Below are 22503 nucleotides of genomic sequence, written 5' to 3'. Positions count from 1 at the left end.
ATGAGGCATTGCCTTCTTTAAGGTATTTTGCAGATTCAGATTAATACCAATCACAGTAAGTAGGTGTTCAGAGATAGCGCAGGAAAAACGCTTGAGAACAAGGCAAAAAATTTCAATAAGTAGTTATTCTACAGTCAAATTTTTTAACGTAGTTATCGAGTGTTTTAACAAGCTAGAATGAGCAATTACTTACTACGATTGGTATAACATTGGTTATGAAGCGAATGCTTTAATTTGGGTTCCCTCGCCCCCAAATAAAACGAAAAAGGTACAGTATGAGTCACTTTACTCCTGCGCAGCAGCGCAACGCCCTTTCTTTTTTGGTTCTATTCCACCTAATTATCATTGCATCCAGCAACTATCTGGTTCAGTTGCCGTTCACCATTTTTGGTTTTCATACCACTTGGGGCGCATTCACATTTCCGTTCATCTTTCTTGCCACTGATCTAACTGTTCGTATCTTTGGTGCGGCAATGGCACGTAAAATCATCTTCTACGTAATGTTGCCTGCATTAGCGGTCTCTTACGTGTTGTCGGTTTTATTTTTTGAAGGTCAATTCCAGGGCTTTGGTCAGCTTTCAGAGTTCAATCTGTTTGTGGCGAGAATTGCAATTGCCAGCTTTATGGCGTACTTACTGGGTCAGATTCTGGATGTGCACGTGTTCAACCGTCTTCGTCAGTTGAAAGCATGGTGGGTCGCACCGACATGTTCCACTTTGATCGGTAATGCTCTCGACACGCTAGCGTTTTTCTCCATTGCTTTTTACCAAAGCACAGACGCATTTATGGCAGAGCACTGGACGGAAATCGCGCTGGTGGATTACGGCTTCAAGCTGGTGATCAGTTTGGGTCTGTTCGTGCCTATGTACGGTGTGTTACTTAACTATCTGGTGAAAAAGCTCACTCTGGCAAAACCGGATTTAAAAGCACAGCAAGCGTAAACAAAATAGAAAAGGAGCCGAGAGGCTCCTTTTTTGTATCGATGAGATGAACAACTAACACCTTGTGTTCAGCTAATTAGGATTTTCAAATCTCAATATCCGATAGCCTTTGTCTTTTGTTCTTACGTGAACTCAATAGGCAGGAATATCGATGATTGAGCTACTAGTTATTCTCCTTGCTATTCACTTTCTAAGGCGTGAATTGGGCTGTCTGCTATTTCTGATCGCTGTTTTGTGGTGGTTTGGCAGTTAACCCAGCCTAAAAAGACCAGCCATCATCCAGAATATGGATGACTTTTCCCTGCTCAATAGAAGCTTGCGCCGCTAAACCAATCACCACGGCTTTCAGCCCGTCTTCCACAGTGACTTCAACCTTTGTGCCTTCAGTGATGGCTTGATGAAACTTCTGATGCTGGTAGAAGGTCGAGCCATTGTGATCGCCTGCTTCTAAAAGCTCTGGGTCAACGGGGATATCCATCTCAACAGGTCCGGTCGGGTTTCTGGGTGAGAGGACAACTTTTGGTGTGGGTGGCTCGCCCAATTCGGTATTCCAGAACCGGGTAGGACCGGGCACAAAGGCTTCGACTTTACCTGAACTGCCTACCACAGAGATTTCTTCCTGATACCGGGACCCTTCAGCAAACATACACAGCTCCAGCATAGCGCGTTGCCCGTTAGCAAAGTCGACCACTACATACGCATTATCGAGGATATCAGGGGCTTCACCTTGGTAGCGCTCCTCGACATGATTGGTGTGCTGGCTGCCAGAAGCGTAAACACGTACCGCTTCACTTTGGGTTTGCAGTCGCATTAAATCGAAGAAGTGACAACACTTTTCAACCAGTGTCCCGCCGGTATTTCGATTGAAGCGGTTCCAGTCGCCGACTTTTTCCAGAAATGGGAAACGATGTTCCCGAATGCTGAGCTGGCTAATTTTCCCCGTACTGTTCTCTTTAACCAGATCGAGCAGCTTGGTGATAGGTGGCATATAGCGATATTCCATCGCCACCCAAACGGGAGCCGGGTGATGATGAGCGGCTTTTCGAACGCGATCGGCATCGTCCAGAGAAGTAATGATCGGTTTCTCGACCAGAATAGGTAAGGCGGTGCTTTTGAACACTTGCACCAGTTGGTCAGCATGACAATGGTTCGGGCTGGCAATAAGTATCGCGTCGAGGTCTTTGCGATTCAGCAGGTTTTCGATACTGGATTCAAATTCAATGCTGGCGTCGAGCTGATGAATCTTATCCCTCATACCCCCGTCGGGTTCATATACCGCGGTTATCGATGCATCGGGCAGCAACTGAATATTACGGATGTGCTCCTGTCCCATCATGCCACATCCTATGATGGCGTACCGAATTGCCATGTCATCTCCTTATGATTATCTGTTCCCTGAGGGAGATGTCTCAGGAGGAATCCTAAGACATTCGTGATACGTAATGACAGGTCTCAGGGTTAAACCAGGTTCTGGAGTACTCTTCGACCTTTTCATCGTCAGACCAGCTGATTCTCTCTATCCAGCCTACGGATGTCTGAGCCGGAACATCTAAAATCTGAGCTGCCCAGTGGTCTGCGACTTTTACATTGATTCTGTCTTCTACCCGGCTGATCCAAAAACCAAAGTGCTCCCGGTAATGGCGATACAAAGATTCGTCCAGCTCATCAGCACCTAGTGATTCAGCATGTTCGGCACGAATCCACATCTCTTCAGCCGCGATCACCGTGTTGTTCAAAAAGCGTTGGCGCTCAATTCGCCAGAATTCTGCGGTTACTGGTGCTTTGAAGTGCTGTGCCACGTCTTCGTTCCGTTCTTTACGTACCGACAGTGTATTGGCATGCGGAGTGCCGCCTCCTTCCAGTAACTCTAGACGAAACAGTTGATACACGGCTTCTTTAGGCGGGCTCTTCACATAGGTGCCGCTGCCTTGCCGGCGTTCTAACAGTCCATCTTGTTCCAGCAGAGCCAGAGCCTTTCGCAAAGTGCCTACTGCGACTTTAAGCTCGACAGCCAATTCCGCCTCTACAGGCAGCCGTTCACCAGCGCGCCAGTGCCCCGCGTTAATTTCGCGGATCAGCAGTTCGCTGACCTGCACATACTTAGGCCGCTTCTTCTGTTTGCCTTGTCCGCTCTTGGATTGAAAATCAATGGTCATTTTTTTCTCGAATTATCCGCAGTTTGTAACTAGTTTGAATTAAAACAGATACGTATTTTTGCATCAATTCATTTACATTTGATTTACATCTAGAGAATACACTGCTAGGGTAATCTTGCAAACTAAAAAAATAAATGAATTGTGAATGAAAGTGATTTTATTCGGACTGGGAAGCTAAATACCAGCAGTTAAAAGCAATTTTAACTAAAGGTGTGAAGTATTTGGAAAGCACTGCTCAACATTGCTGAAATTTCATTTTCCAGACCCTTTGGAATCGCTCGGTATCAGTAAGCGCTGATATTGCTTCTTGCTGATAACGGATTATCACTGGAGAAAGTCAATGATGAAGGTGTTGCATGGAAGCTTGCGACTTCTGGAAGCTGTCAACAACCGTATGATCTGGGTGGGTCGGCAAATCGCCTGGGTGTTAGTATTCGCGATGGTCGCGACGATATTACTGCAAGTCTTTTGCCGATACGTTTTGTCTAATGCTTTGCCCTGGCCGGAAGAGGTAGCCAGAGCATTGATGATCTGGATGATGGCGCTGGTTGCAGCAGGTGCCTACCGTACGGGTGGGTTTGTTGCGATTGAAATGCTCCATGACTTTATCCCCCAGCGTCTGGCGCAGTTTCTCAAGCTTACGCTTTTGGTGATATCTGCTCTGGTGCTCTTCAAGCTCTCTACTCTGGGGCTGGAATTCTTTGACCGTGGGTTTCGCACTCGCGCAGCGTCTTTCCAACTCTCCCGCGCCTGGATATACCTCGCCATGCCCGTTTGTTTCATCACCATGCTGATGGTGAATGTGGAACTGATTCTGAAAAACTTGCTCGGTGTAAATGTCGCAAGTTCTGAAACTGAAGCGGCAAGGGGGTAACCGATGCTCGTTCTATTTTTACCTTTATTCTTGATTCTCCTGTTGGTTGGGCTGCCTGTCTTTTTTGCGACGCTATTTGCGCCGGGAGCCATGATGCTGGCTTTGGATATGGATCGCGACCTGCCCTTGCTGTTTCGCAACATCTATAACGGGATCGATTCCTTCCCATTGATGGCCATCCCATTCTTTATGCTGGCAGGTGAGCTGATGAACCGTGGCGGTATCACCCTCCAGCTGGTCAACTTCTCGCAAGCCTTTATCGGGCATGTACGTGGTGGTCTGGCGCACGTGAATATCATGTCGAGCATGCTATTTGCTGGTTTGTCAGGTTCGGCCGTAGCCGACACATCGGCGCTGGGTTCAATGCTGATTCCTGCCATGGAGAAGAACGGTTACTCTCGGCGTTTTGCCGCTGCAATTACCGCTGCAAGTTCTGTTATCGGTCCTATCATTCCGCCATCTGGCATCATGATCATCTACGCCTATACCATGGAGGTATCGGTTGCTGCCTTGTTTGCCGCTGGTATTGTTCCGGGGATTTTGATTGGGCTGGCACTGATGGGTGTGACTTCCTTAATGGCGAAAAAGCACGACTTTCCCGTTGCCAGTCAGAAAGCTACCTGGCCTGAACGTGGGCAGGCAACCAGAGCGGCGATTCTTCCGTTGCTGACACCAGTGATTATTCTGGGTGGCATAGTGGGGGGGATTTTCACGCCTACCGAAGCGTCTGCCATTGCCGTGGGGTATGCGCTATTCCTAAGCCTGTTCATGATGAAAACCATCAAAACCAGCGAGTTGCCGGAAATCTTCGCTCGCTCGGCGTCGTCTTCAGCCGTGGTATTACTGTTGGTTGGATCTGCCTTAGCGTTTAAGACAGTCGTGAGCTTATCGCATGCGGCAGAAGATCTGGCAGGTTGGGTGTTGAGTGTCAGTGAAAACCCACTTATCTTACTGTTTGCCATCAATATTCTTCTTTTTATCGTCGGGATGTTCCTCGACGCAGGTCCTGCCATCATCATTTTAGGTCCCATATTAGCGCCTATCTTTATCTCTATTGGTATCGATCCAGTGCATTTCGCCATCATCATGAGTGTCAACCTGACCGTTGGCTTGGCGACGCCGCCGATGGGGCTGGTGCTATTCGTTGCATCCAGCGTGTCAGGGGAGCGGGTGGAATCCATCGCTAAAGGCATTCTTCCGTTTCTGGCGGTAGAGATTCTGGTGATTTTCCTGATCACCTTCTTCCCGTCAGTATCAATGACGATTCCAAAGTTGCTGGGGCTTGTGCATTAGATTTGCAGTCAGCCCGACTGGGGTGGCTGCGATAACCGACCGCAAGGTCAAAAGGGTAGGTCATTGAGGACGGGGATAACAATAAACTCAGTGCTTACCAAAAACAGGAAAGTGAAATAAGTCAAAAGGATAAGAGATTATGAAATTTGCTAAAGCAATAGTGAACAGTCTTGCTGCTCTGGTTCTTGCTTCATCGATTTCGGCGGTACAGGCTGCGGACTTTCGTCTGAGGGCTGTTGCAAACTCGAACGAAAACGACGAAGACTATGATGGGCTGGTCGTATTTAAAGACTTTGTTGAGTCCCGCTCTAACGGAAAAATCTCGGTCGATCTGTTCATTGGTACCCAGCTATGCGGCAATGGTACGGAATGTGTCCAAGCGCTGGAAGATGGTTCGATCGATATCTACGTATCCACATCCGGTGGTACCGCCAATATGTTCCCTTACGTTCAGGTGCTTGACCTGCCTTACATTCTGTCGGATGACCGTGTTGCCGAAGAGGTGCTCAGTGGGTCGTTTGTGCAAGAGATGAGAAAGGACATACTGAAAGACTCGGGCAACAAAGTTCGCTTGATGACCATTGGTAATACAGGCGGCTGGCGTAACTTTGCCAACACTAAGCGCGAAGTGAAATCACCGAATGACATTAAAGGATTGAAGATTCGTACCATCGTCGCGGATCTGCCACAAGAACTGGTTAAATCATTGGGTGCCAGCCCGACTCCTATCCCGTGGCCAGAACTTTACACCTCATTCCAGACAGGTGTGGTGGAAGGATCGAAAAACGGCATCACTGACATCATGGGGATGAAGTTCCCAGAAGCGGGGCTGAAATACGTCACGCTGGATGGTCATGCCTACATGGCAGCCCTGTGGTTTATGAACAACCAGCAATTTAGCAAAATGCCAGAAGACCTTCGTAAAGTCGTTGTTGACGGGTTCTATGCGTTGCAACAAGCGACCTTCGCTTCACCTAAGCGTAAGTCAATCAAAGCGTATCAGGACTTTGCTAAGGCTGGCGGTAAGTTGTACGTACCGAGTCAGGCAGAAAAAGACCAATTCAAAGCCAAAGCTCAGCCTGTTTATCAATGGTTCACGAAGAACGTGAAGCAAGGCGAGAAATACTACAATCTGCTGGTATCAGAGGCAGGTAACGCTGAACAGCGTATCGCGGATACCTACGCAAGCGAATTGAAATAATTGGTCTCAACCTCTCCATTGAGTTGGAGAGGTTTTTCTGGCTTAGCCCAGTTGCTAGACGTGACTTGGGTTGATGCCATTTGTGAATGCTCTGGGCGACTTGCTCACCGGGCTCTATGTTCCCTTTCATCTATTCAAACCTGTGATTGGTTAGGTTCAGTCGCATGGAATTCGTGACCGAGATGCAAATTCATTCACAATTGATTTACATTTTAATCAATGACTGTTAAGTTGATTTAATATTCATTTACTATTGATTCATGTTTGGAGGAAGGGATGACCCTAAATATCGGAAATATATCTGAACAAAAAATGGTGAACGGACGAGCATTTCCTTTGGTTGTCTCTCCGCCAGACTCAACGGTGGCCAGCGAACCTAGTGCAATGCTTCATTGGTTTGCAGAAGTGAAGGACGCCGTCCATGAAAAACTGATTGAACATGGCGCTATTTTGCTGCGTGGCTTTCCAGTAAAAGATGCCGATTTATTTGAAGATCTGCTCAACCAGTCCAGCTACGAAAACATGCCATACATTGGTGGAGCGGCTCCTCGTGTTCAGGTGACGCAATCTCGAATTGTGACTGCCAATGAAGCGCCAGCAACGGAAAAGATCCCGTTTCACCATGAAATGGCTCAAGTGCCTAACCCGCCGGGCTATATCTTCTTCTATTGTGATTACCCATCAGAAACTGGCGGAGCAACTTCGATTCTGCATTCTTCTGAAATCTGTCAGAGATTCTTTGAGATAAATTCTGAGTTTGCACAAAAGATAGAAGAAGAGGGGGTGCGTTACGTACGCTACATGCCAGAAGAAACCGACAATTCTTCTCCCATAGGTCGTTCCTGGAAAGAGACCTTCAACGTGCAGACGCGTGAAGAGTGTGAAGCTAAGCTTCGGGAACACAATATGACTTGGCAGTGGGAAGACGGTGGGGTACTGAAAACTCAGACTTCGACGTTACCTGCCATTCGGTTAGATGAAGAGACGCAGGAAAAAACTTTCTTTAACTCCATGATTGCGGTATACGACGGCTGGAACGACAGCCGGAATGTATCAACCAAAGCCGTGACCACCGGTTCGGGTGAGTTTATGGACGCCGAAGTCATGGAAGAGACCAAAGCCGCTATGGACGAGTTGTGTGTGAATTTCCGCTGGGAAGCCGGAGATGTGCTTCTCGTAAATAACTACACGGTCTTGCATGCCAGACAGCCATTTACCGGAAAGCGACGCATCTTAGCGTCAGTAGCGATTAAGTAACCTGGCTTTGATATGAAAAAAGAAGACCTCGCAATGCGAGGTCTTCTGGTATTTGGTATTCGTTAAATAACTAACAGGCTTTCAGACTCAATGGCCAACCCATATCAGACTGGCGGTTGGCTTCAATTTCAAGCTCAGTTTTGGTGAGTGGATTTGCATCCAGCCACTGGCTGTCCACACACAGTTCCAGCCTGTCACCATCCGCATTGAGGGTAACGCGTGGCTGAAGGTTGCGACAGCGACGGTGGGTGAGCAGTACAGACAAGCGCAGCAGACGAAGTACGCGTTTTGCACTCTGACCAGACAGGGCGTGCTGCTCTGGCAGGGAGCTCAATTGCTCACGATAACGCCTTGCGAGCTCTGCCAGCAGGTGCTTTTGAGCGCGTGTATAACCTGGTAAATCAAGGTTATGAAGTAAGTACGCACTATGCTCTCCGCCTGTTTTGTAATCAATGGTTAACCCGATTTCGTGCAGCTTAGCCACTGTTGTTAGCAGGTATTGAGCCTGAGGCTCTGCAATCCAGGCTTCACCACCACACTGGCTAAGAAGCTGGCTGGTGGACTCGGCTACCAGTTCGCTGTACTCAGAATCCAGCTGGTAGCGAGATTGAAGTGATGTAATGGTACGGTCACGAATATCATTCTGGCGCATTTCTGCCATCATTTCATAAACCATACCTTCACGCAGTGCGCCGCCTGCCAGAGTCATGGAATCTATCTCCAGAAGCTCAAAAATGGCAATCAGGATAGACAGACCACTAGGGAAAACCAGAGCTCGCTCAAGCGTTAAGCCATCAATATCCAGTTCTTCAAGATGGTCTGCCAGCATGGCTTGCTTCTGAAGCCGCTTTAGCTTGGCATGGGTGATCACTTCGTCCATACCTTGCGCCAGCATGATTTCCTGCAGCGCTTGCACCGTGCCGCTGGCACCGACACACACATCCCAGCCAATGTCTTTATACTGCTCTAGAATTGGAGAGAGTGTATTCTTTGCCGCTTCAATTGCGGTGCTGAAGTTGGTAGCCGTAAGCTGACGATCTTTAAAGTGCTGCTCCAGCCAGGTGACACAGCCCATTTTCAAGCTGGTCAGGGCTTTGGCATCGAAGCCTTCACCAATGATGAGCTCGGTGCTGGCACCACCGATATCCACAACCAGGCGTTTACCTAAACCACCCGACGTGTGTGCCACGCCTTTATAGATGGTGGCGGCTTCTTCCTCACCCGAGATGACGTCAATTTCGTAGCCGAGTATTTCATTGGCTCTTTTCAGAAACACATCCACGTTTGTGGCGGTACGCAACGTCGCAGTACCGACAATGCGGATGTTTTCAGGCGGAATATCCTGCAGCCTTTCTGCAAATAAGCTGAGACAGTCCCAGCCTCGCTGCATAGCTTCAGCGCTAAGTTCATTTTCCTTATTTAACCCAGCGGCCAAACGTACTTTACGTTTGATTTTGGCCATGGTCTGAACGCTGCCATCAATATGACGCACAACGAGCATATGAAAACTGTTCGACCCGAGGTCGATAGCAGCGTAGAGCGGCGAGGTAGCTGACTGACTCATAAATATTTGTAGTGTTCCTTACGACTGACGTTGGTTTCTTGGGCGCGAGTGACGCTTGCGGTTGCCGCCTGGCTTGTTGCCACCAGTATTAGTGCGACGTGGGTGCGATTTGTGACGCAGACGCAATGGCGCAGGTAAGCCGCTGATCAAAGCGCTGGCATCGTAATCGGAAACCGGAATTGGGTGCTCAATGTAGTCTTCGATCGCTGTCAGGTTGATCGCGTATTCTTCACACGCAAAGCTAATTGAGTGACCACTTGCGCCAGCACGACCCGTACGACCAATGCGGTGTACGTAGTCTTCGCAATCATCTGGTAAGTCGTAGTTGAATACATGCGTCACTTGAGGAATGTGTAGTCCACGTGCCGCGACATCAGTCGCAACGAGTAGATCAACATGACCTTGAGTGAATTGTTCCAGAATGCGTTCACGCTTCTTCTGTGGTACGTCACCAGTAAGAAGACCAACACGGTGACCATCTGCTGCTAAGTGCCCCCAGATGTTTTCACACTTGTATTTCGTATTGGCAAATACAATTGCGCGATCTGGCCATTCTTCTTCTATTAGTGTTTGTAGAAGCGTCATCTTGTCTTCATTAGAAGGGTAGAAAAGTTCTTCCTGAATGCGGTGACCTGTCTTTCTTTCTGGTTCAACCACAACATGCTCTGGGTTGTGCATGTGCTCGAACGCCAGCTCTTGAACGCGATAAGACAAAGTCGCCGAGAACAGCATGTTCAGACGATCTTTTGGCTCTGGCATACGGCGGAACAAGAAACGGATGTCTTTAATAAAGCCGAGGTCGAACATACGGTCGGCTTCATCCAATACCACCGCCTGAATGTTGTTCAGGTTGAAGACACGTTGCTTGTAGAAGTCGATGATGCGTCCAGTGGTGCCGATCAGAATATCGACGCCTTTCTCGATTACAGCGTGCTGCTTATCGTAGCTTTCGCCGCCGTAAGCCAATGCTGCTTTAATGCCTGTCGATTCCATCAAAGGCTGGGCATCGTTGAAAATCTGGATAGCCAGCTCACGCGTTGGTGCCATAACAATCGCGCGTGGCTGAGATGGTTTGCGTCCTTCGTGTTCTGGTGTGCTCAGCAGGTGGTTAAAAGTAGCAGTAAGAAACGCTAGGGTTTTACCAGTACCCGTTTGGGCCTGGCCTGCAATGTCTTGGCCGGTGAGCAGTACCGGCAACGCCAAGGCTTGAATAGGGGTACAATACTCGAACCCTTTTTTTTCAAGCCCATCAATGATTTGGGGATGTAAATCCAAATCGGCGAACTTTTGCTCTGTGATATGCGTCTTTTTCATGGCTATAGAATATCAGCTTAAGCTTGCATTACGAAAGTAAATACATTCCAATAGGGCATCTATTTACTGGTTATCATCCAACCAGTTCCTGAAAAACACAACGGAGTGGAAGATGAGTGACAAGATTTTGCAGCTAACTGATGACGGTTTTGAAGACGACGTAATCAAAGCTGCAGGTCCAGTTCTGGTTGATTTCTGGGCAGAATGGTGTGGTCCTTGTAAAATGATTGCGCCGATTCTTGACGAAATCGCAGAAGAATATGAAGGCAAGCTCACTATCGGCAAGCTAAACATCGATCAAAACGCGGACACACCACCTAAGTTTGGTATCCGTGGTATCCCAACATTGCTGCTATTTAAAGACGGCAACGTTGCTGCGACCAAAGTTGGTGCACTGTCTAAGACTCAGCTTAAAGAGTTCCTAGACGCTAACATCTGATAGCGAGTGCAAACGAGGTCATAAAACCGTGCTCTATGTCCAGATGCACGGTTTTGATTTTTTCTAATGGCTAGACTAGGCTTGATTTTAGTGCTAGTTTATCGCACGTTAATTAAACAAATGTTCATTTCTTGGTCGATCCTGTGACCAAATCTCTCTAACTAACACAACAGATCCTATTTTGACTAAACAAGTATCCACTACTATGAACCTGACAGAACTGAAGAACAGACCTGTGTCTGAGCTCGTGAAACTAGGTGAAAGCCTGGGTTTGGAAAACCTAGCGCGTCTAAGAAAACAAGACATTATCTTTGCTATTTTGAAAGCTCACGCGAAAAGTGGTGAAGACATCTTCGGCGATGGGGTTCTGGAAATTCTTCAAGATGGATTTGGTTTCTTACGTAGTGCCGACAGTTCTTATTTAGCAGGTCCTGACGATATCTATGTTTCACCAAGTCAGATTCGTCGTTTTAACCTGCGTACAGGTGACTCGATAGCAGGAAAGATTCGACCACCAAAAGACGGTGAACGTTATTTTGCCCTTCTTAAAGTCAACACCGTCAACCACGACAAACCAGACAACGCCCGCAACAAAATCCTTTTCGAAAACTTAACACCACTTCACGCCAACGAACGTATGGTGATGGAGCGTGGTAACGGTTCTACCGAAGACATCACCGCGCGTGTACTGGATTTGGCTTCACCGATTGGTAAAGGTCAGCGTGGTCTGATTGTCGCTCCGCCAAAAGCGGGTAAAACCATGCTTCTGCAAAACATTGCGCAGAGCATTGCTCACAATCACCCAGAGTGTGAATTGATGGTACTTCTTATCGACGAGCGTCCGGAAGAAGTTACCGAGATGCAACGTTTGGTAAAAGGCGAAGTTGTTGCATCAACGTTTGACGAGCCTGCATCTCGTCACGTACAGGTTGCCGAAATGGTGATCGAGAAAGCGAAGCGTTTGGTTGAACACAAGAAAGACGTAGTTATCCTTTTGGATTCCATTACACGTCTGGCGCGTGCTTACAACACCGTAGTACCTTCTTCAGGTAAAGTACTGACTGGTGGTGTAGACGCAAACGCACTTCACCGTCCAAAGCGTTTCTTTGGTGCAGCGCGTAACGTAGAAGAAGGCGGAAGCCTGACAATCATCGCGACAGCACTGGTGGATACTGGTTCTAAGATGGATGAAGTTATCTACGAAGAATTTAAAGGTACAGGTAACATGGAATTGCACCTGAACCGTAAGATTGCTGAGAAACGTGTATTCCCAGCTATCGACTTTAACCGCAGTGGTACTCGTCGTGAAGAGCTGCTTACGAAAGCAGACGAGCTACAGAAAATGTGGATTCTGCGTAAAATCGTTCACCCAATGGGCGAAATCGATGCGATGGAATTCCTGATCGACAAACTGGCAATGACAAAGACCAATGACGAGTTCTTTGACGCCATGCGTCGTCAGTAAATAGCGGTAATATTGTTTAACAAAACACCACCTTTCAAGGTGGTGTTTTTGTTTGCGTCTGTTCCATAATGGTTGCAGAATAAACGAAATCGTTAACAGGATGTGAATATGCAACAGGGAAAGTTAGCATGGTTTATATCGTTACTTTTGGTGTTTTCTCCGGTGATGGCAAAAGAGCTCTCACAGGATGAAACACAGCAATGGATAGAGAACCAGCAAATACTCACCAAAGCCGATGAGCTTTATCAGTTGGTTTTGACTGATGAAGTTGATTCATTGGAATTCGCTCTCCAAAGGCTCAACTTGCCACAACAGGATGTGGTTCGTTTTTTATTGCTTGAGCATATGGAAGAGAAAGACATCATCCTGACGACGTCAATGGCGAAGTTTGTACAGAAGCAAATCGGTCGTCCCTCTCCATATAAAGTTCGCAAGCAGGGTGACGGCTACGAATTTACCATTCCAGCTTTCGACAGCAGTGTAGTAGCCAGTCGCTTATTAAAGCGTTGGCATGGCGATCAGCAGATACTGACCTTCATTCTTCAGGCAGAGCAGCAGAAACTAAAATTGTCCAAGTGGCTGACAGAAGGCAAAGACAAGCAGAACAAAGCAAGAGAAGCACTTTTGATTCGCGAACTGGATGGGTTATCCCCAAAAGCTCTGAATCACCTTACCCAGCAGCTTACTCATAATCCAGTTGCCAATTGGCTCCCATCCACCAAAGTTGTCGTTCGAATGGCGCAGGTGAGTGAAGATCCCGAGGTGTACAAAATCCTCTGGCGAATGAAAGCCGATCAACATACCCGAGCCGAGATGGTTCGATTAGCCAAAACCAAAGATGAATTTTCTCTGCAACAAGTGATGCTCGCCAGCGAAAATCCCTCATTGCATGATCAAGCCCTTAACGAACTGACACGTCTCGATCCACTCCCCATTGAAGTGAAAACCTTTTTGATTAAGAAACTGGAGCAATCGGATGGCGCTTCGGTGATTGCCCGCAATCTGGTTAGCCATGGTCATCGCCGATGGGTTGAACAGTTGGCAGAAAACCATCGCGGTCTGAACACCAAGTCACTGCTTAAAGCTTTGTCTGGTGGAAAAGATAACTAGTCATTGCATTGCTACTAACTTGTAAAATGTACGTATCTTTAGGTTACCAAGTTATATTTGCTATAATGCGCGCAGTTTAACCTGCCACAAGAAAGGCTTATGAGTTTTAAGGATTTACGCGACTTTATAGATCGTCTGGAACAGGACGGTCGGCTAAAACGCATCGCTCACCCGGTTGACCCCCACTATGAAATGACAGAAATCAGCGATCGCACGCTGCGTGCTGGTGGTCCTGCTCTGTTATTTGAAAACCCAATTGGTTACGACTTTCCCGTGTTAACTAATCTCTTTGGTACCACGGAGCGGGTTGCCATAGGTATGGGAAGGCAAGATGTCTCCGAATTGAGGGAAGTTGGGAAGCTCCTGGCTTATCTAAAAGAGCCTGAGCCGCCGAAAGGGTTTAAAGACGCTTTAGATAAGCTCCCAGTTTTTCGTCAGGTATTGAATATGCCTGCAAAGCGCTTGCGAAAAGCAGCATGTCAGCAAGTGGTGTGGCAGGGCGATCAGGTTGATCTGGATAAGATACCAGTGATGAGCTGTTGGGCAGATGACGTAGCCCCTCTTTTAACATGGGGGTTAACCGTCACTAAAGGTCCGAGCAAGAAACGCCAGAACTTAGGGATTTATCGCCAGCAAAAGATTGGTAAAAACAAAGTCATCATGCGTTGGCTTGCTCACCGTGGCGGCGCGCTCGATCTCAGAGACTGGATGGAAACCAACCCAGGTAAACCTTTCCCAGTTTCCGTCGCGTTTGGCGCGGATCCAGCGACCATCCTTGGCGCGGTAACCCCAGTGCCAGATACATTATCTGAATACGCATTTGCAGGCTTGCTTCGGGGCAGTAAAACCGAAGTGGTGAAATCGGTCAGTAACGACTTGGAAGTACCTGCCAGCGCAGAGATTGTTCTGGAAGGTTACATCGACCCTAGCGAATACGCCGATGAAGGCCCTTATGGCGATCATACCGGTTATTACAATGAGGTAGAGAAACACCACGTCTTTACCGTCACTCATGTGACCATGCGTGAAAACCCAATTTACCACAGTACCTACACAGGTCGCCCGCCGGATGAACCAGCGGTACTGGGGGTCGCACTGAACGAAGTGTTTGTGCCTATCTTACAGAAGCAATTCCCAGAGATTATCGACTTCTATCTTCCACCGGAAGGTTGCTCGTATCGCATGGCCGTTGTGTCGATGAAAAAGCAATATCCGGGACACGCCAAACGCGTCATGATGGGAGTTTGGTCATTCCTTCGTCAGTTCATGTACACTAAGTTCGTTATCGTGGTCGATGAGAGTGTCAATACTCGAGATTGGAATGAAGTGGTTCATGCCATGACTACGCAGATGGATCCTGTTCGCGATACAGTCATGATAGAAAACACTCCAATTGATTCTCTAGACTTCGCTTCTCCAGTAGTAGGTCTCGGGTCGAAGATGGGGTTGGATGCCACGATAAAGTGGGATGCAGAACTGTCCGTTTCTGCAAAACCTGAAGAAGTGATGCCTGAAGCGGAAGCCGTAGATAAATTGGTTGCTCAGTTCAAACAGAATCACCCAGAGCTGATTGATCTCTATTTGCCTGAAACTGCCAATGGCAGAAGTATGGCAATTATCAGTATCAATAAAAGTGAAGCCTGGCAGGGGCGTAACTTAATGAATGCGCTTTGGGAAGAGTTTGAGGCGCATATCCACCTTCAATACATCATCATTTGCGATGAAGACGTAGATGTAAGAGATTGGAACGACGTTATTTGGGCGATAACCACACGTATGGATCCTGCTCGCGATACATTAATGAAGCAAGAAGCTAATCTCCCAACAACCCAAATGGGGCTGGATGCGACCAATAAGGTCGAAGGAGAAGAGACCCAGCGTGAATGGGGTCGACCCATTAAGAAAGACCCTGCGGTAGTCGCAAAAATTGATGAGATTTGGGATCAACTAGGAATAGAATGACTCAAACCGTCACAATAATGCCCCAGCAATGGGTATTTGAAGTTTCTACTGGGCAAACAATACTGGAAGCAGCGCTCAACAATAATTATCGCTTCCCGCATCGTTGTACAGTAGGCGCATGTGCCATGTGTATGTGCAGAAAATTAGAAGGGGAAGTCAGCTATCACCTTGAGCCTATGCTTACGGAAAAAGAAATAGCTCACGGTTGGATCTTCCCATGTCAGGCATACGCCGAAAGTGATTTACTACTCACGTTCGAAAGTGAGTAAGAGGAAACCATGACAATTAAGTGCCAAGTAAAGTCCATTGAGCCTTTGGCGTGCAACACATACCAAATTCTATTGCACCCAGAAACACCAGTCAGCTTTAAAGCAGGTCAATACCTGTTGGTTGAAATGGGTGAAAAAGACAAACGTCCATTTTCTATTGCAAGCAGCCCTTGCCGTCACGAAGGTGAACTAGAGCTTCATATCGGAGCTGCGGAGCACAACGCCTACGCAAGCGAAGTGGTTGAAGCCATGAAAAAAGCGTTAGAAGAGGGTGGCGATATTGCCATCGATGCACCACATGGTGATGCTTGGGTTCGTGAAGAAAGCCAAAACCCGCTGCTATTAATCGCTGGTGGCACAGGCTTCAGTTACGTACGCTCTATTTTGGACCACTGCGTAAGTCAAAATTTGTCAAACGCGATCCACCTATATTGGGGAGCAAAAGACGAATGCCAGCTATATGCAAAAGAAGAGTTGCATGAAATCGCAAACGCGCACGGTAATATCACATTCGTACCAGTAGTAGAGGAAGCACCAGAAAACTGGGCGGGTAAAGTCGGAAACGTACTCCAAGCCGTGGAAGCAGATTTTGAAAGTCTGGAAAACGTCGACATCTATATAGCAGGTCGATTTGAAATGGCAGGTGCGGCAAGAGAGCAATTCACGCAATCTAAGCAAGCCAACCGAGATCAGATGTACGCTGACGCCTACGCATTTATCTAAATACTGAAGATAAATAGAAAGAAAAGAGGGTTTTTTAACCCTCTTTTTTTGTTTTTGATTGAATATTCATCGAAAAGGCACTTTTTTGAATTTTTTCTCAAAAAAGGCTTGCCAATGTGATTCGTGTCTCTATAATTCCGCCTCACTGACACGGCAGACGCCACAAGGCTTCAGCTGAATCAGAGAGGTGAAAAACTTCTGAGAAAATAAATTTGAAAAAGTGTTTGACTCTTCAAATTATCTCGCTAGAATGCACCTCCGCTTTGAGAGAAAAGCTTCTCGAAAAGCCAAGTTCTTTAACAATATAGACCTATCAATCTGTGTGGGCACTCGTTGATGATAATCCAAATAGATACTTCGGTATCAATTTAGGTTTCAATGATACGAAGTGACCATTGAATCTTCGGATTCAGCACAGTCAATTCAAAACATTACTTTATGTAATGTTCAGTATTCATTGAGCCGACCAAAATCTTAAATTGAAGAGTTTGATCATGGCTCAGATTGAACGCTGGCGGCAGGCCTAACACATGCAAGTCGAGCGGAAACGAGTTGTCTGACCCTTCGGGGAACGACAACGGCGTCGAGCGGCGGACGGGTGAGTAATGCCTGGGAAATTGCCCTGATGTGGGGGATAACCATTGGAAACGATGGCTAATACCGCATAACAGCTTCGGCTCAAAGAGGGGGACCTTCGGGCCTCTCGCGTCAGGATATGCCCAGGTGGGATTAGCTGGTTGGTGAGGTAAAGGCTCACCAAGGCGACGATCCCTAGCTGGTCTGAGAGGATGATCAGCCACACTGGAACTGAGACACGGTCCAGACTCCTACGGGAGGCAGCAGTGGGGAATATTGCACAATGGGCGCAAGCCTGATGCAGCCATGCCGCGTGTGTGAAGAAGGCCTTCGGGTTGTAAAGCACTTTCAGCAGTGAGGAAGGGTGTGTATTTAATAGATGCACATTTTGACGTTAGCTGCAGAAGAAGCACCGGCTAACTCCGTGCCAGCAGCCGCGGTAATACGGAGGGTGCGAGCGTTAATCGGAATTACTGGGCGTAAAGCGCATGCAGGTGGTTTGTTAAGTCAGATGTGAAAGCCCGGGGCTCAACCTCGGAACTGCATTTGAAACTGGCAGGCTAGAGTACTGTAGAGGGGGGTAGAATTTCAGGTGTAGCGGTGAAATGCGTAGAGATCTGAAGGAATACCGGTGGCGAAGGCGGCCCCCTGGACAGATACTGACACTCAGATGCGAAAGCGTGGGGAGCAAACAGGATTAGATACCCTGGTAGTCCACGCTGTAAACGATGTCTACTTGGAGGTTGTGGCCTTGAGCCGTGGCTTTCGGAGCTAACGCGTTAAGTAGACCGCCTGGGGAGTACGGTCGCAAGATTAAAACTCAAATAATTGACGGGGGCCGCACAAGCGGTGGAGCATGTGGTTTAATTCGATGCAACGCGAAGAACCTTACCTACTCTTGACATCCATAGAACTTAGCAGAGATGCTTTGGTGCCTTCGGGAACTATGAGACAGGTGCTGCATGGCTGTCGTCAGCTCGTGTTGTGAAATGTTGGGTTAAGTCCCGCAACGAGCGCAACCCTTATCCTTGTTTGCCAGCACTTCGGGTGGGAACTCCAGGGAGACTGCCGGTGATAAACCGGAGGAAGGTGGGGACGACGTCAAGTCATCATACTCTTACGAGTAGGGCTACACACGTGCTACAATGGCGCATACAGAGGGCGGCCAACTTGCGAGAGTGAGCGAATCCCAAAAAGTGCGTCGTAGTCCGGATTGGAGTCTGCAACTCGACTCCATGAAGTCGGAATCGCTAGTAATCGTGGATCAGAATGCCACGGTGAATACGTTCCCGGGCCTTGTACACACCGCCCGTCACACCATGGGAGTGGGCTGCAAAAGAAGCAGGTAGTTTAACCTTCGAGAGGACGCTTGCCACTTTGTGGTTCATGACTGGGGTGAAGTCGTAACAAGGTAGCCCTAGGGGAACCTGGGGCTGGATCACCTCCTTATACGATACGGATAGTTTGTTTTTACTTTTCAAAGTGAAGACGAATAAGTCGCGATGAGTGTTCACACAGATTGATACGGTTTATAACGTTAAGAGCAATGTTGGGTCTGTAGCTCAGCTGGTTAGAGCGCTCGCCTGATAAGCGGGAGGTCGGTGGTTCAAGTCCACTCAGACCCACCACTATCTTCCCAAAGATAGCGGGTCAGACATTGAATCTTTATGGGGCTATAGCTCAGCTGGGAGAGCGCCTGCCTTGCACGCAGGAGGTCAGCAGTTCGATCCTGCTTAGCTCCACCATCTTTAAGTGTTCTTCTCTTAAATCAGAGAATATTTAAAAATGGTTCTTAACGAATCACGCTCTTTAACAATTTGGAAAGCTGACGAATAACAACCATCCCCTTATCTACGGATAAGCGTTGTTATTCAATTAAAAGTTCTCAAATCCTAATTCTATGAATTAGGTACCAACACACATTCAAGTGTTCTTGGAAACATCCATAGGATGTTTATATTTGAGTCCGGCAAAATCGAATGTCTCTCGCTCATTCAATAATGAGAGACACAAACCTTGGTTGTTTGAACATACAAGACCTCTTGGGGTTGTATGGTTAAGTGACTAAGCGTACACGGTGGATGCCTTGGCAGTCAGAGGCGATGAAGGACGTACTAACTTGCGATAAGCCCAGATAAGACAGTAAGAGTCATTTGAGTCTGGGATTTCCGAATGGGGAAACCCACTTACATAAGTAAGTATTGCTGAGTGAATACATAGCTCAGTGAAGCGAACTCGGGGAACTGAAACATCTAAGTACCCGAAGGAAGAGAAATCAACCGAGATTCCGAAAGTAGCGGCGAGCGAAATTGGACTAGCCCTTAAGCTTTTTATGCGTCAGGTGAAGCTTCTGGAAAGGAGCGCGATACAGGGTGATAGCCCCGTAACCGACAGCGCATTTCAAGTGAAATCGAGTAAGGCGGGACACGTGATATCCTGTCTGAATATGGGGGGACCATCCTCCAAGGCTAAATACTACTGACTGACCGATAGTGAACCAGTACCGTGAGGGAAAGGCGAAAAAAGAACCCCTGTGAGGGGAGTGAAATAGAACCTGAAACCGTGTACGTACAAGCAGTAGGAGCCCTTCGGGGTGACTGCGTACCTTTTGTATAATGGGTCAGCGACTTATATTCAGTGGCAAGGTTAACCATCTAGGGGAGCCGTAGGGAAACCGAGTCTTAACTGGGCGCTCAGTCTCTGGATATAGACCCGAAACCAGGTGATCTAGCCATGGGCAGGTTGAAGGTTGAGTAACATCAACTGGAGGACCGAACCGACTAATGTTGAAAAATTAGCGGATGACTTGTGGCTAGGGGTGAAAGGCCAATCAAACCTGGAGATAGCTGGTTCTCCCCGAAAGCTATTTAGGTAGCGCCTCGGACGAATACTACTGGGGGTAGAGCACTGTTAAGGCTAGGGGGTCATCCCGACTTACCAACCCTTTGCAAACTCCGAATACCAGTAAGTACTATCCGGGAGACACACGGCGGGTGCTAACGTCCGTCGTGGAGAGGGAAACAACCCAGACCGCCAGCTAAGGTCCCAAAGTATTGCTAAGTGGGAAACGATGTGGGAAGGCTCAGACAGCCAGGATGTTGGCTTAGAAGCAGCCATCATTTAAAGAAAGCGTAATAGCTCACTGGTCGAGTCGGCCTGCGCGGAAGATGTAACGGGGCTAAGCAATACACCGAAGCTGCGGCTGCATACTTTGTATGCGGGGTAGGGGAGCGTTCTGTAAGCCGTTGAAGGTGGTCTGTAAGGGCTGCTGGAGGTATCAGAAGTGCGAATGCTGACATGAGTAACGATAAAGGGAGTGAAAAACTCCCTCGCCGGAAGACCAAGGGTTCCTGTCCAACGTTAATCGGGGCAGGGTAAGTCGACCCCTAAGGCGAGGCTGAAAAGCGTAGTCGATGGGAAACGGGTTAATATTCCCGTACTTCTTACAATTGCGATGGGGGGACGGAGAAGGCTAGGTGGACTGGCGACGGTTGTCCAGGTTCAAGTGCGTAGGCTTGAGAGTTAGGTAAATCCGGCTCTTCTTTAAGGCTGAGACACGATGTCGAGTCACTACGGTGATGAAGTCATTGATGCCATGCTTCCAGGAAAAGCCTCTAAGCTTCAGATTGTAAGGAATCGTACCCCAAACCGACACAGGTGGTCGGGTAGAGAATACCAAGGCGCTTGAGAGAACTCGGGTGAAGGAACTAGGCAAAATGGTACCGTAACTTCGGGAGAAGGTACGCTCTTATCGGTGAAGTCCCTCGCGGATGGAGCTGACGAGAGTCGCAGATACCAGGTGGCTGCAACTGTTTATTAAAAACACAGCACTGTGCAAAATCGTAAGATGACGTATACGGTGTGACGCCTGCCCGGTGCCGGAAGGTTAATTGATGGGGTTAGTCTTTGGACGAAGCTCTTGATCGAAGCCCCGGTAAACGGCGGTACGTAACTATAACGGTCCTAAGGTAGCGAAATTCCTTGTCGGGTAAGTTCCGACCTGCACGAATGGCGTAATGATGACCACGCTGTCTCCACCCGAGACTCAGTGAAATTGAAATCGCTGTGAAGATGCAGTGTACCCGCGGCTAGACGGAAAGACCCCGTGAACCTTTACTACAGCTTGGCACTGAACATTGAACCTACATGTGTAGGATAGGTGGGAGGCTTTGAAACGCAGTCGCCAGATTGCGTGGAGCCGTCCTTGAAATACCACCCTTGTAGCTTTGATGTTCTAACTTGGCTCCCTTATCGGGAGTGAGGACAGTGCCTGGTGGGTAGTTTGACTGGGGCGGTCTCCTCCCAAAGCGTAACGGAGGAGCACGAAGGTGGGCTAAACACGGTTGGACATCGTGTGGTTAGTGCAATGGCATAAGCCCGCTTGACTGCGAGAATGACAATTCGAGCAGGTGCGAAAGCAGGTCATAGTGATCCGGTGGTTCTGAATGGAAGGTACCATCGCTCAACGGATAAAAGGTACTCCGGGGATAACAGGCTGATACCGCCCAAGAGTTCATATCGACGGCGGTGTTTGGCACCTCGATGTCGGCTCATCACATCCTGGGGCTGAAGTCGGTCCCAAGGGTATGGCTGTTCGCCATTTAAAGTGGTACGCGAGCTGGGTTTAGAACGTCGTGAGACAGTTCGGTCCCTATCTGCCGTGGGCGTTGGAAGATTGAAGGGGGCTGCTCCTAGTACGAGAGGACCGGAGTGGACGAACCTCTGGTGTTCGGGTTGTCATGCCAATGGCATTGCCCGGTAGCTAAGTTCGGAATCGATAACCGCTGAAAGCATCTAAGCGGGAAGCGAGCCCTGAGATGAGTCTTCCCTGATACTTTAAGTATCCTAAAGGGTTGTTCGAGACCAGAACGTTGATAGGCAGGGTGTGTAAGCGTTGTGAGGCGTTGAGCTAACCTGTACTAATTGCCCGTGAGGCTTAACCATACAACACCCAAGGGGTTTTGTGGGCTCAGACAGAACATTGAATGTGTAGAAATAGAACTTGCTCTTTATTTAAGAGATAGCAGCTTTCCGAATTAAGAATTTGCTTGGCGACCATAGCGTTGTGGACCCACCTGATTCCATGCCGAACTCAGAAGTGAAACGCAATAGCGCCGATGGTAGTGTGGGGCTTCCCCATGTGAGAGTAGGACATCGCCAGGCTTTGATTCTGATTGAACTCGACAGAGTTCAGTCACCATAAGGTTTTAAACAAAAGTTTAGAATTTTATGTTGACTTACAGAGTCAATCGCGTAATATACGCGTCCTGCCTAAGTGCTAACGCACTGAAAGCAAAGCTCTTTAACAATATAGACCTATCAATCTGTGTGGGCACTCGTTGATGATAATCCAAATAGA

At 48.0% G+C, this 22503-nt stretch carries 15 protein-coding genes, 2 tRNA genes and 3 rRNA genes; 16 read left to right on the top strand and 4 right to left on the bottom strand.

All coding sequences use genetic code 11. From position 1 onward, the window contains the following. The first annotated feature begins 275 nt into the window (after window positions 1–275). Window positions 276–941 (top strand): 7-cyano-7-deazaguanine/7-aminomethyl-7-deazaguanine transporter, encoded by a 666-nt coding sequence (locus QMG91_RS17855; RefSeq protein ID WP_022552122.1) that lies wholly within the window; start codon window positions 276–278, stop codon window positions 939–941. A 259-nt stretch (window positions 942–1200) separates the two neighbouring features. Here QMG91_RS17855 and QMG91_RS17850 read toward each other — a convergent pair whose 3' ends face one another. Both QMG91_RS17850 and QMG91_RS17845 read right to left on the bottom strand, forming a co-directional pair. After that, complete coding sequence (locus tag QMG91_RS17850) at window positions 1201–2310, bottom strand: Gfo/Idh/MocA family protein (protein WP_281828016.1); 1110 nt, start codon at window positions 2308–2310, stop codon at window positions 1201–1203. A gap of 52 nt (window positions 2311–2362) precedes the next feature. Next, complete coding sequence (locus QMG91_RS17845; protein ID WP_004399153.1) at window positions 2363–3097, bottom strand: GntR family transcriptional regulator; 735 nt, start codon at window positions 3095–3097, stop codon at window positions 2363–2365. 340 nt (window positions 3098–3437) lie between these two features. On the opposite strand from QMG91_RS17845, the gene QMG91_RS17840 reads away from it, so the two are divergent. From QMG91_RS17840 to QMG91_RS17825, 4 genes are all read left to right on the top strand, one after another. Beyond that, window positions 3438–3971 (top strand): TRAP transporter small permease, encoded by a 534-nt coding sequence (locus QMG91_RS17840; protein WP_004399151.1) that lies wholly within the window; start codon window positions 3438–3440, stop codon window positions 3969–3971. 3 nt (window positions 3972–3974) lie between these two features. Continuing rightward, the gene (locus QMG91_RS17835; protein WP_281828013.1) at window positions 3975–5264 is read left to right on the top strand and encodes a TRAP transporter large permease; all 1290 of its coding nucleotides are present in this window, start codon (window positions 3975–3977) and stop codon (window positions 5262–5264) included. 139 nt (window positions 5265–5403) lie between these two features. Further along, entirely contained in the window at window positions 5404–6465 is a 1062-nt protein-coding gene (locus tag QMG91_RS17830) for a TRAP transporter substrate-binding protein (protein ID WP_022599043.1), read from the top strand. A gap of 276 nt (window positions 6466–6741) precedes the next feature. Continuing rightward, a complete protein-coding gene (locus tag QMG91_RS17825; protein WP_281828010.1) occupies window positions 6742–7722 on the top strand; it encodes a TauD/TfdA family dioxygenase in 981 nt (326 codons plus the stop codon). A gap of 70 nt (window positions 7723–7792) precedes the next feature. Here QMG91_RS17825 and gppA read toward each other — a convergent pair whose 3' ends face one another. Beyond that, window positions 7793–9286 (bottom strand): guanosine-5'-triphosphate,3'-diphosphate diphosphatase, encoded by a 1494-nt coding sequence (gene gppA / locus QMG91_RS17820; RefSeq protein ID WP_045966325.1) that lies wholly within the window; start codon window positions 9284–9286, stop codon window positions 7793–7795. Between the two features lie 18 nt (window positions 9287–9304). Then, window positions 9305–10600 carry an ATP-dependent RNA helicase RhlB gene (rhlB, locus tag QMG91_RS17815; protein WP_022552114.1) on the bottom strand — a complete coding sequence of 432 codons (1296 nt, stop codon included), beginning with the start codon at window positions 10598–10600 and terminating at the stop codon, window positions 9305–9307. A 112-nt stretch (window positions 10601–10712) separates the two neighbouring features. Between rhlB and trxA the strand changes: the two genes are divergently transcribed. The 11 genes from trxA (at window position 10713) to rrf (ending at window position 22307) form a co-directional block, all read left to right on the top strand. Beyond that, complete coding sequence (trxA, locus tag QMG91_RS17810; protein WP_004399141.1) at window positions 10713–11039, top strand: thioredoxin TrxA; 327 nt, start codon at window positions 10713–10715, stop codon at window positions 11037–11039. Between the two features lie 205 nt (window positions 11040–11244). Then, complete coding sequence (gene rho, locus QMG91_RS17805; RefSeq protein ID WP_004399140.1) at window positions 11245–12504, top strand: transcription termination factor Rho; 1260 nt, start codon at window positions 11245–11247, stop codon at window positions 12502–12504. Window positions 12505–12612: 108 nt separating this feature from the next. Then, window positions 12613–13614: a hypothetical protein gene (locus QMG91_RS17800; RefSeq protein ID WP_281828008.1), complete on the top strand. Its 1002-nt coding sequence runs from the start codon at window positions 12613–12615 to the stop codon at window positions 13612–13614. Between the two features lie 99 nt (window positions 13615–13713). Then, entirely contained in the window at window positions 13714–15576 is a 1863-nt protein-coding gene (gene ubiD / locus QMG91_RS17795; RefSeq protein ID WP_281828006.1) for a 4-hydroxy-3-polyprenylbenzoate decarboxylase, read from the top strand. Continuing rightward, the gene (locus QMG91_RS17790) at window positions 15573–15845 is read left to right on the top strand and encodes a 2Fe-2S iron-sulfur cluster-binding protein (RefSeq protein WP_004399134.1); all 273 of its coding nucleotides are present in this window, start codon (window positions 15573–15575) and stop codon (window positions 15843–15845) included. Before ubiD ends, QMG91_RS17790 begins: the two co-directional genes overlap by 4 nt. Before the next feature lie 9 nt (window positions 15846–15854). Further along, on the top strand, window positions 15855–16568 hold the full coding sequence (gene fre, locus QMG91_RS17785) for an NAD(P)H-flavin reductase (protein ID WP_281828003.1): 714 nt from the start codon (window positions 15855–15857) through the stop codon (window positions 16566–16568). A 476-nt stretch (window positions 16569–17044) separates the two neighbouring features. After that, window positions 17045–18593 (top strand): 16S ribosomal RNA (locus tag QMG91_RS17780). 102 nt (window positions 18594–18695) lie between these two features. Further along, window positions 18696–18772, top strand: a tRNA-Ile gene (locus tag QMG91_RS17775). Between the two features lie 41 nt (window positions 18773–18813). Next, a tRNA-Ala gene (locus QMG91_RS17770) sits at window positions 18814–18889 on the top strand. Window positions 18890–19198: 309 nt separating this feature from the next. Continuing rightward, window positions 19199–22088: ribosomal RNA gene (locus QMG91_RS17765) — 23S ribosomal RNA — on the top strand. Window positions 22089–22191: 103 nt separating this feature from the next. Next, window positions 22192–22307: ribosomal RNA gene (gene rrf / locus QMG91_RS17760) — 5S ribosomal RNA — on the top strand. Together the 16S, 23S and 5S rRNA genes with 2 tRNA genes alongside form the textbook arrangement of a ribosomal RNA operon. Window positions 22308–22503: the final 196 nt, after the last annotated feature.

Origin of the sequence: Vibrio nigripulchritudo (assembly GCF_027924785.1) — a bacterium.
Taxonomy (GTDB): domain Bacteria; phylum Pseudomonadota; class Gammaproteobacteria; order Enterobacterales; family Vibrionaceae; genus Vibrio; species Vibrio nigripulchritudo.
The sequence above is the reverse complement of the archived record's forward strand: the minus strand, read 5'-3'. Positions and strand labels throughout refer to the sequence as shown.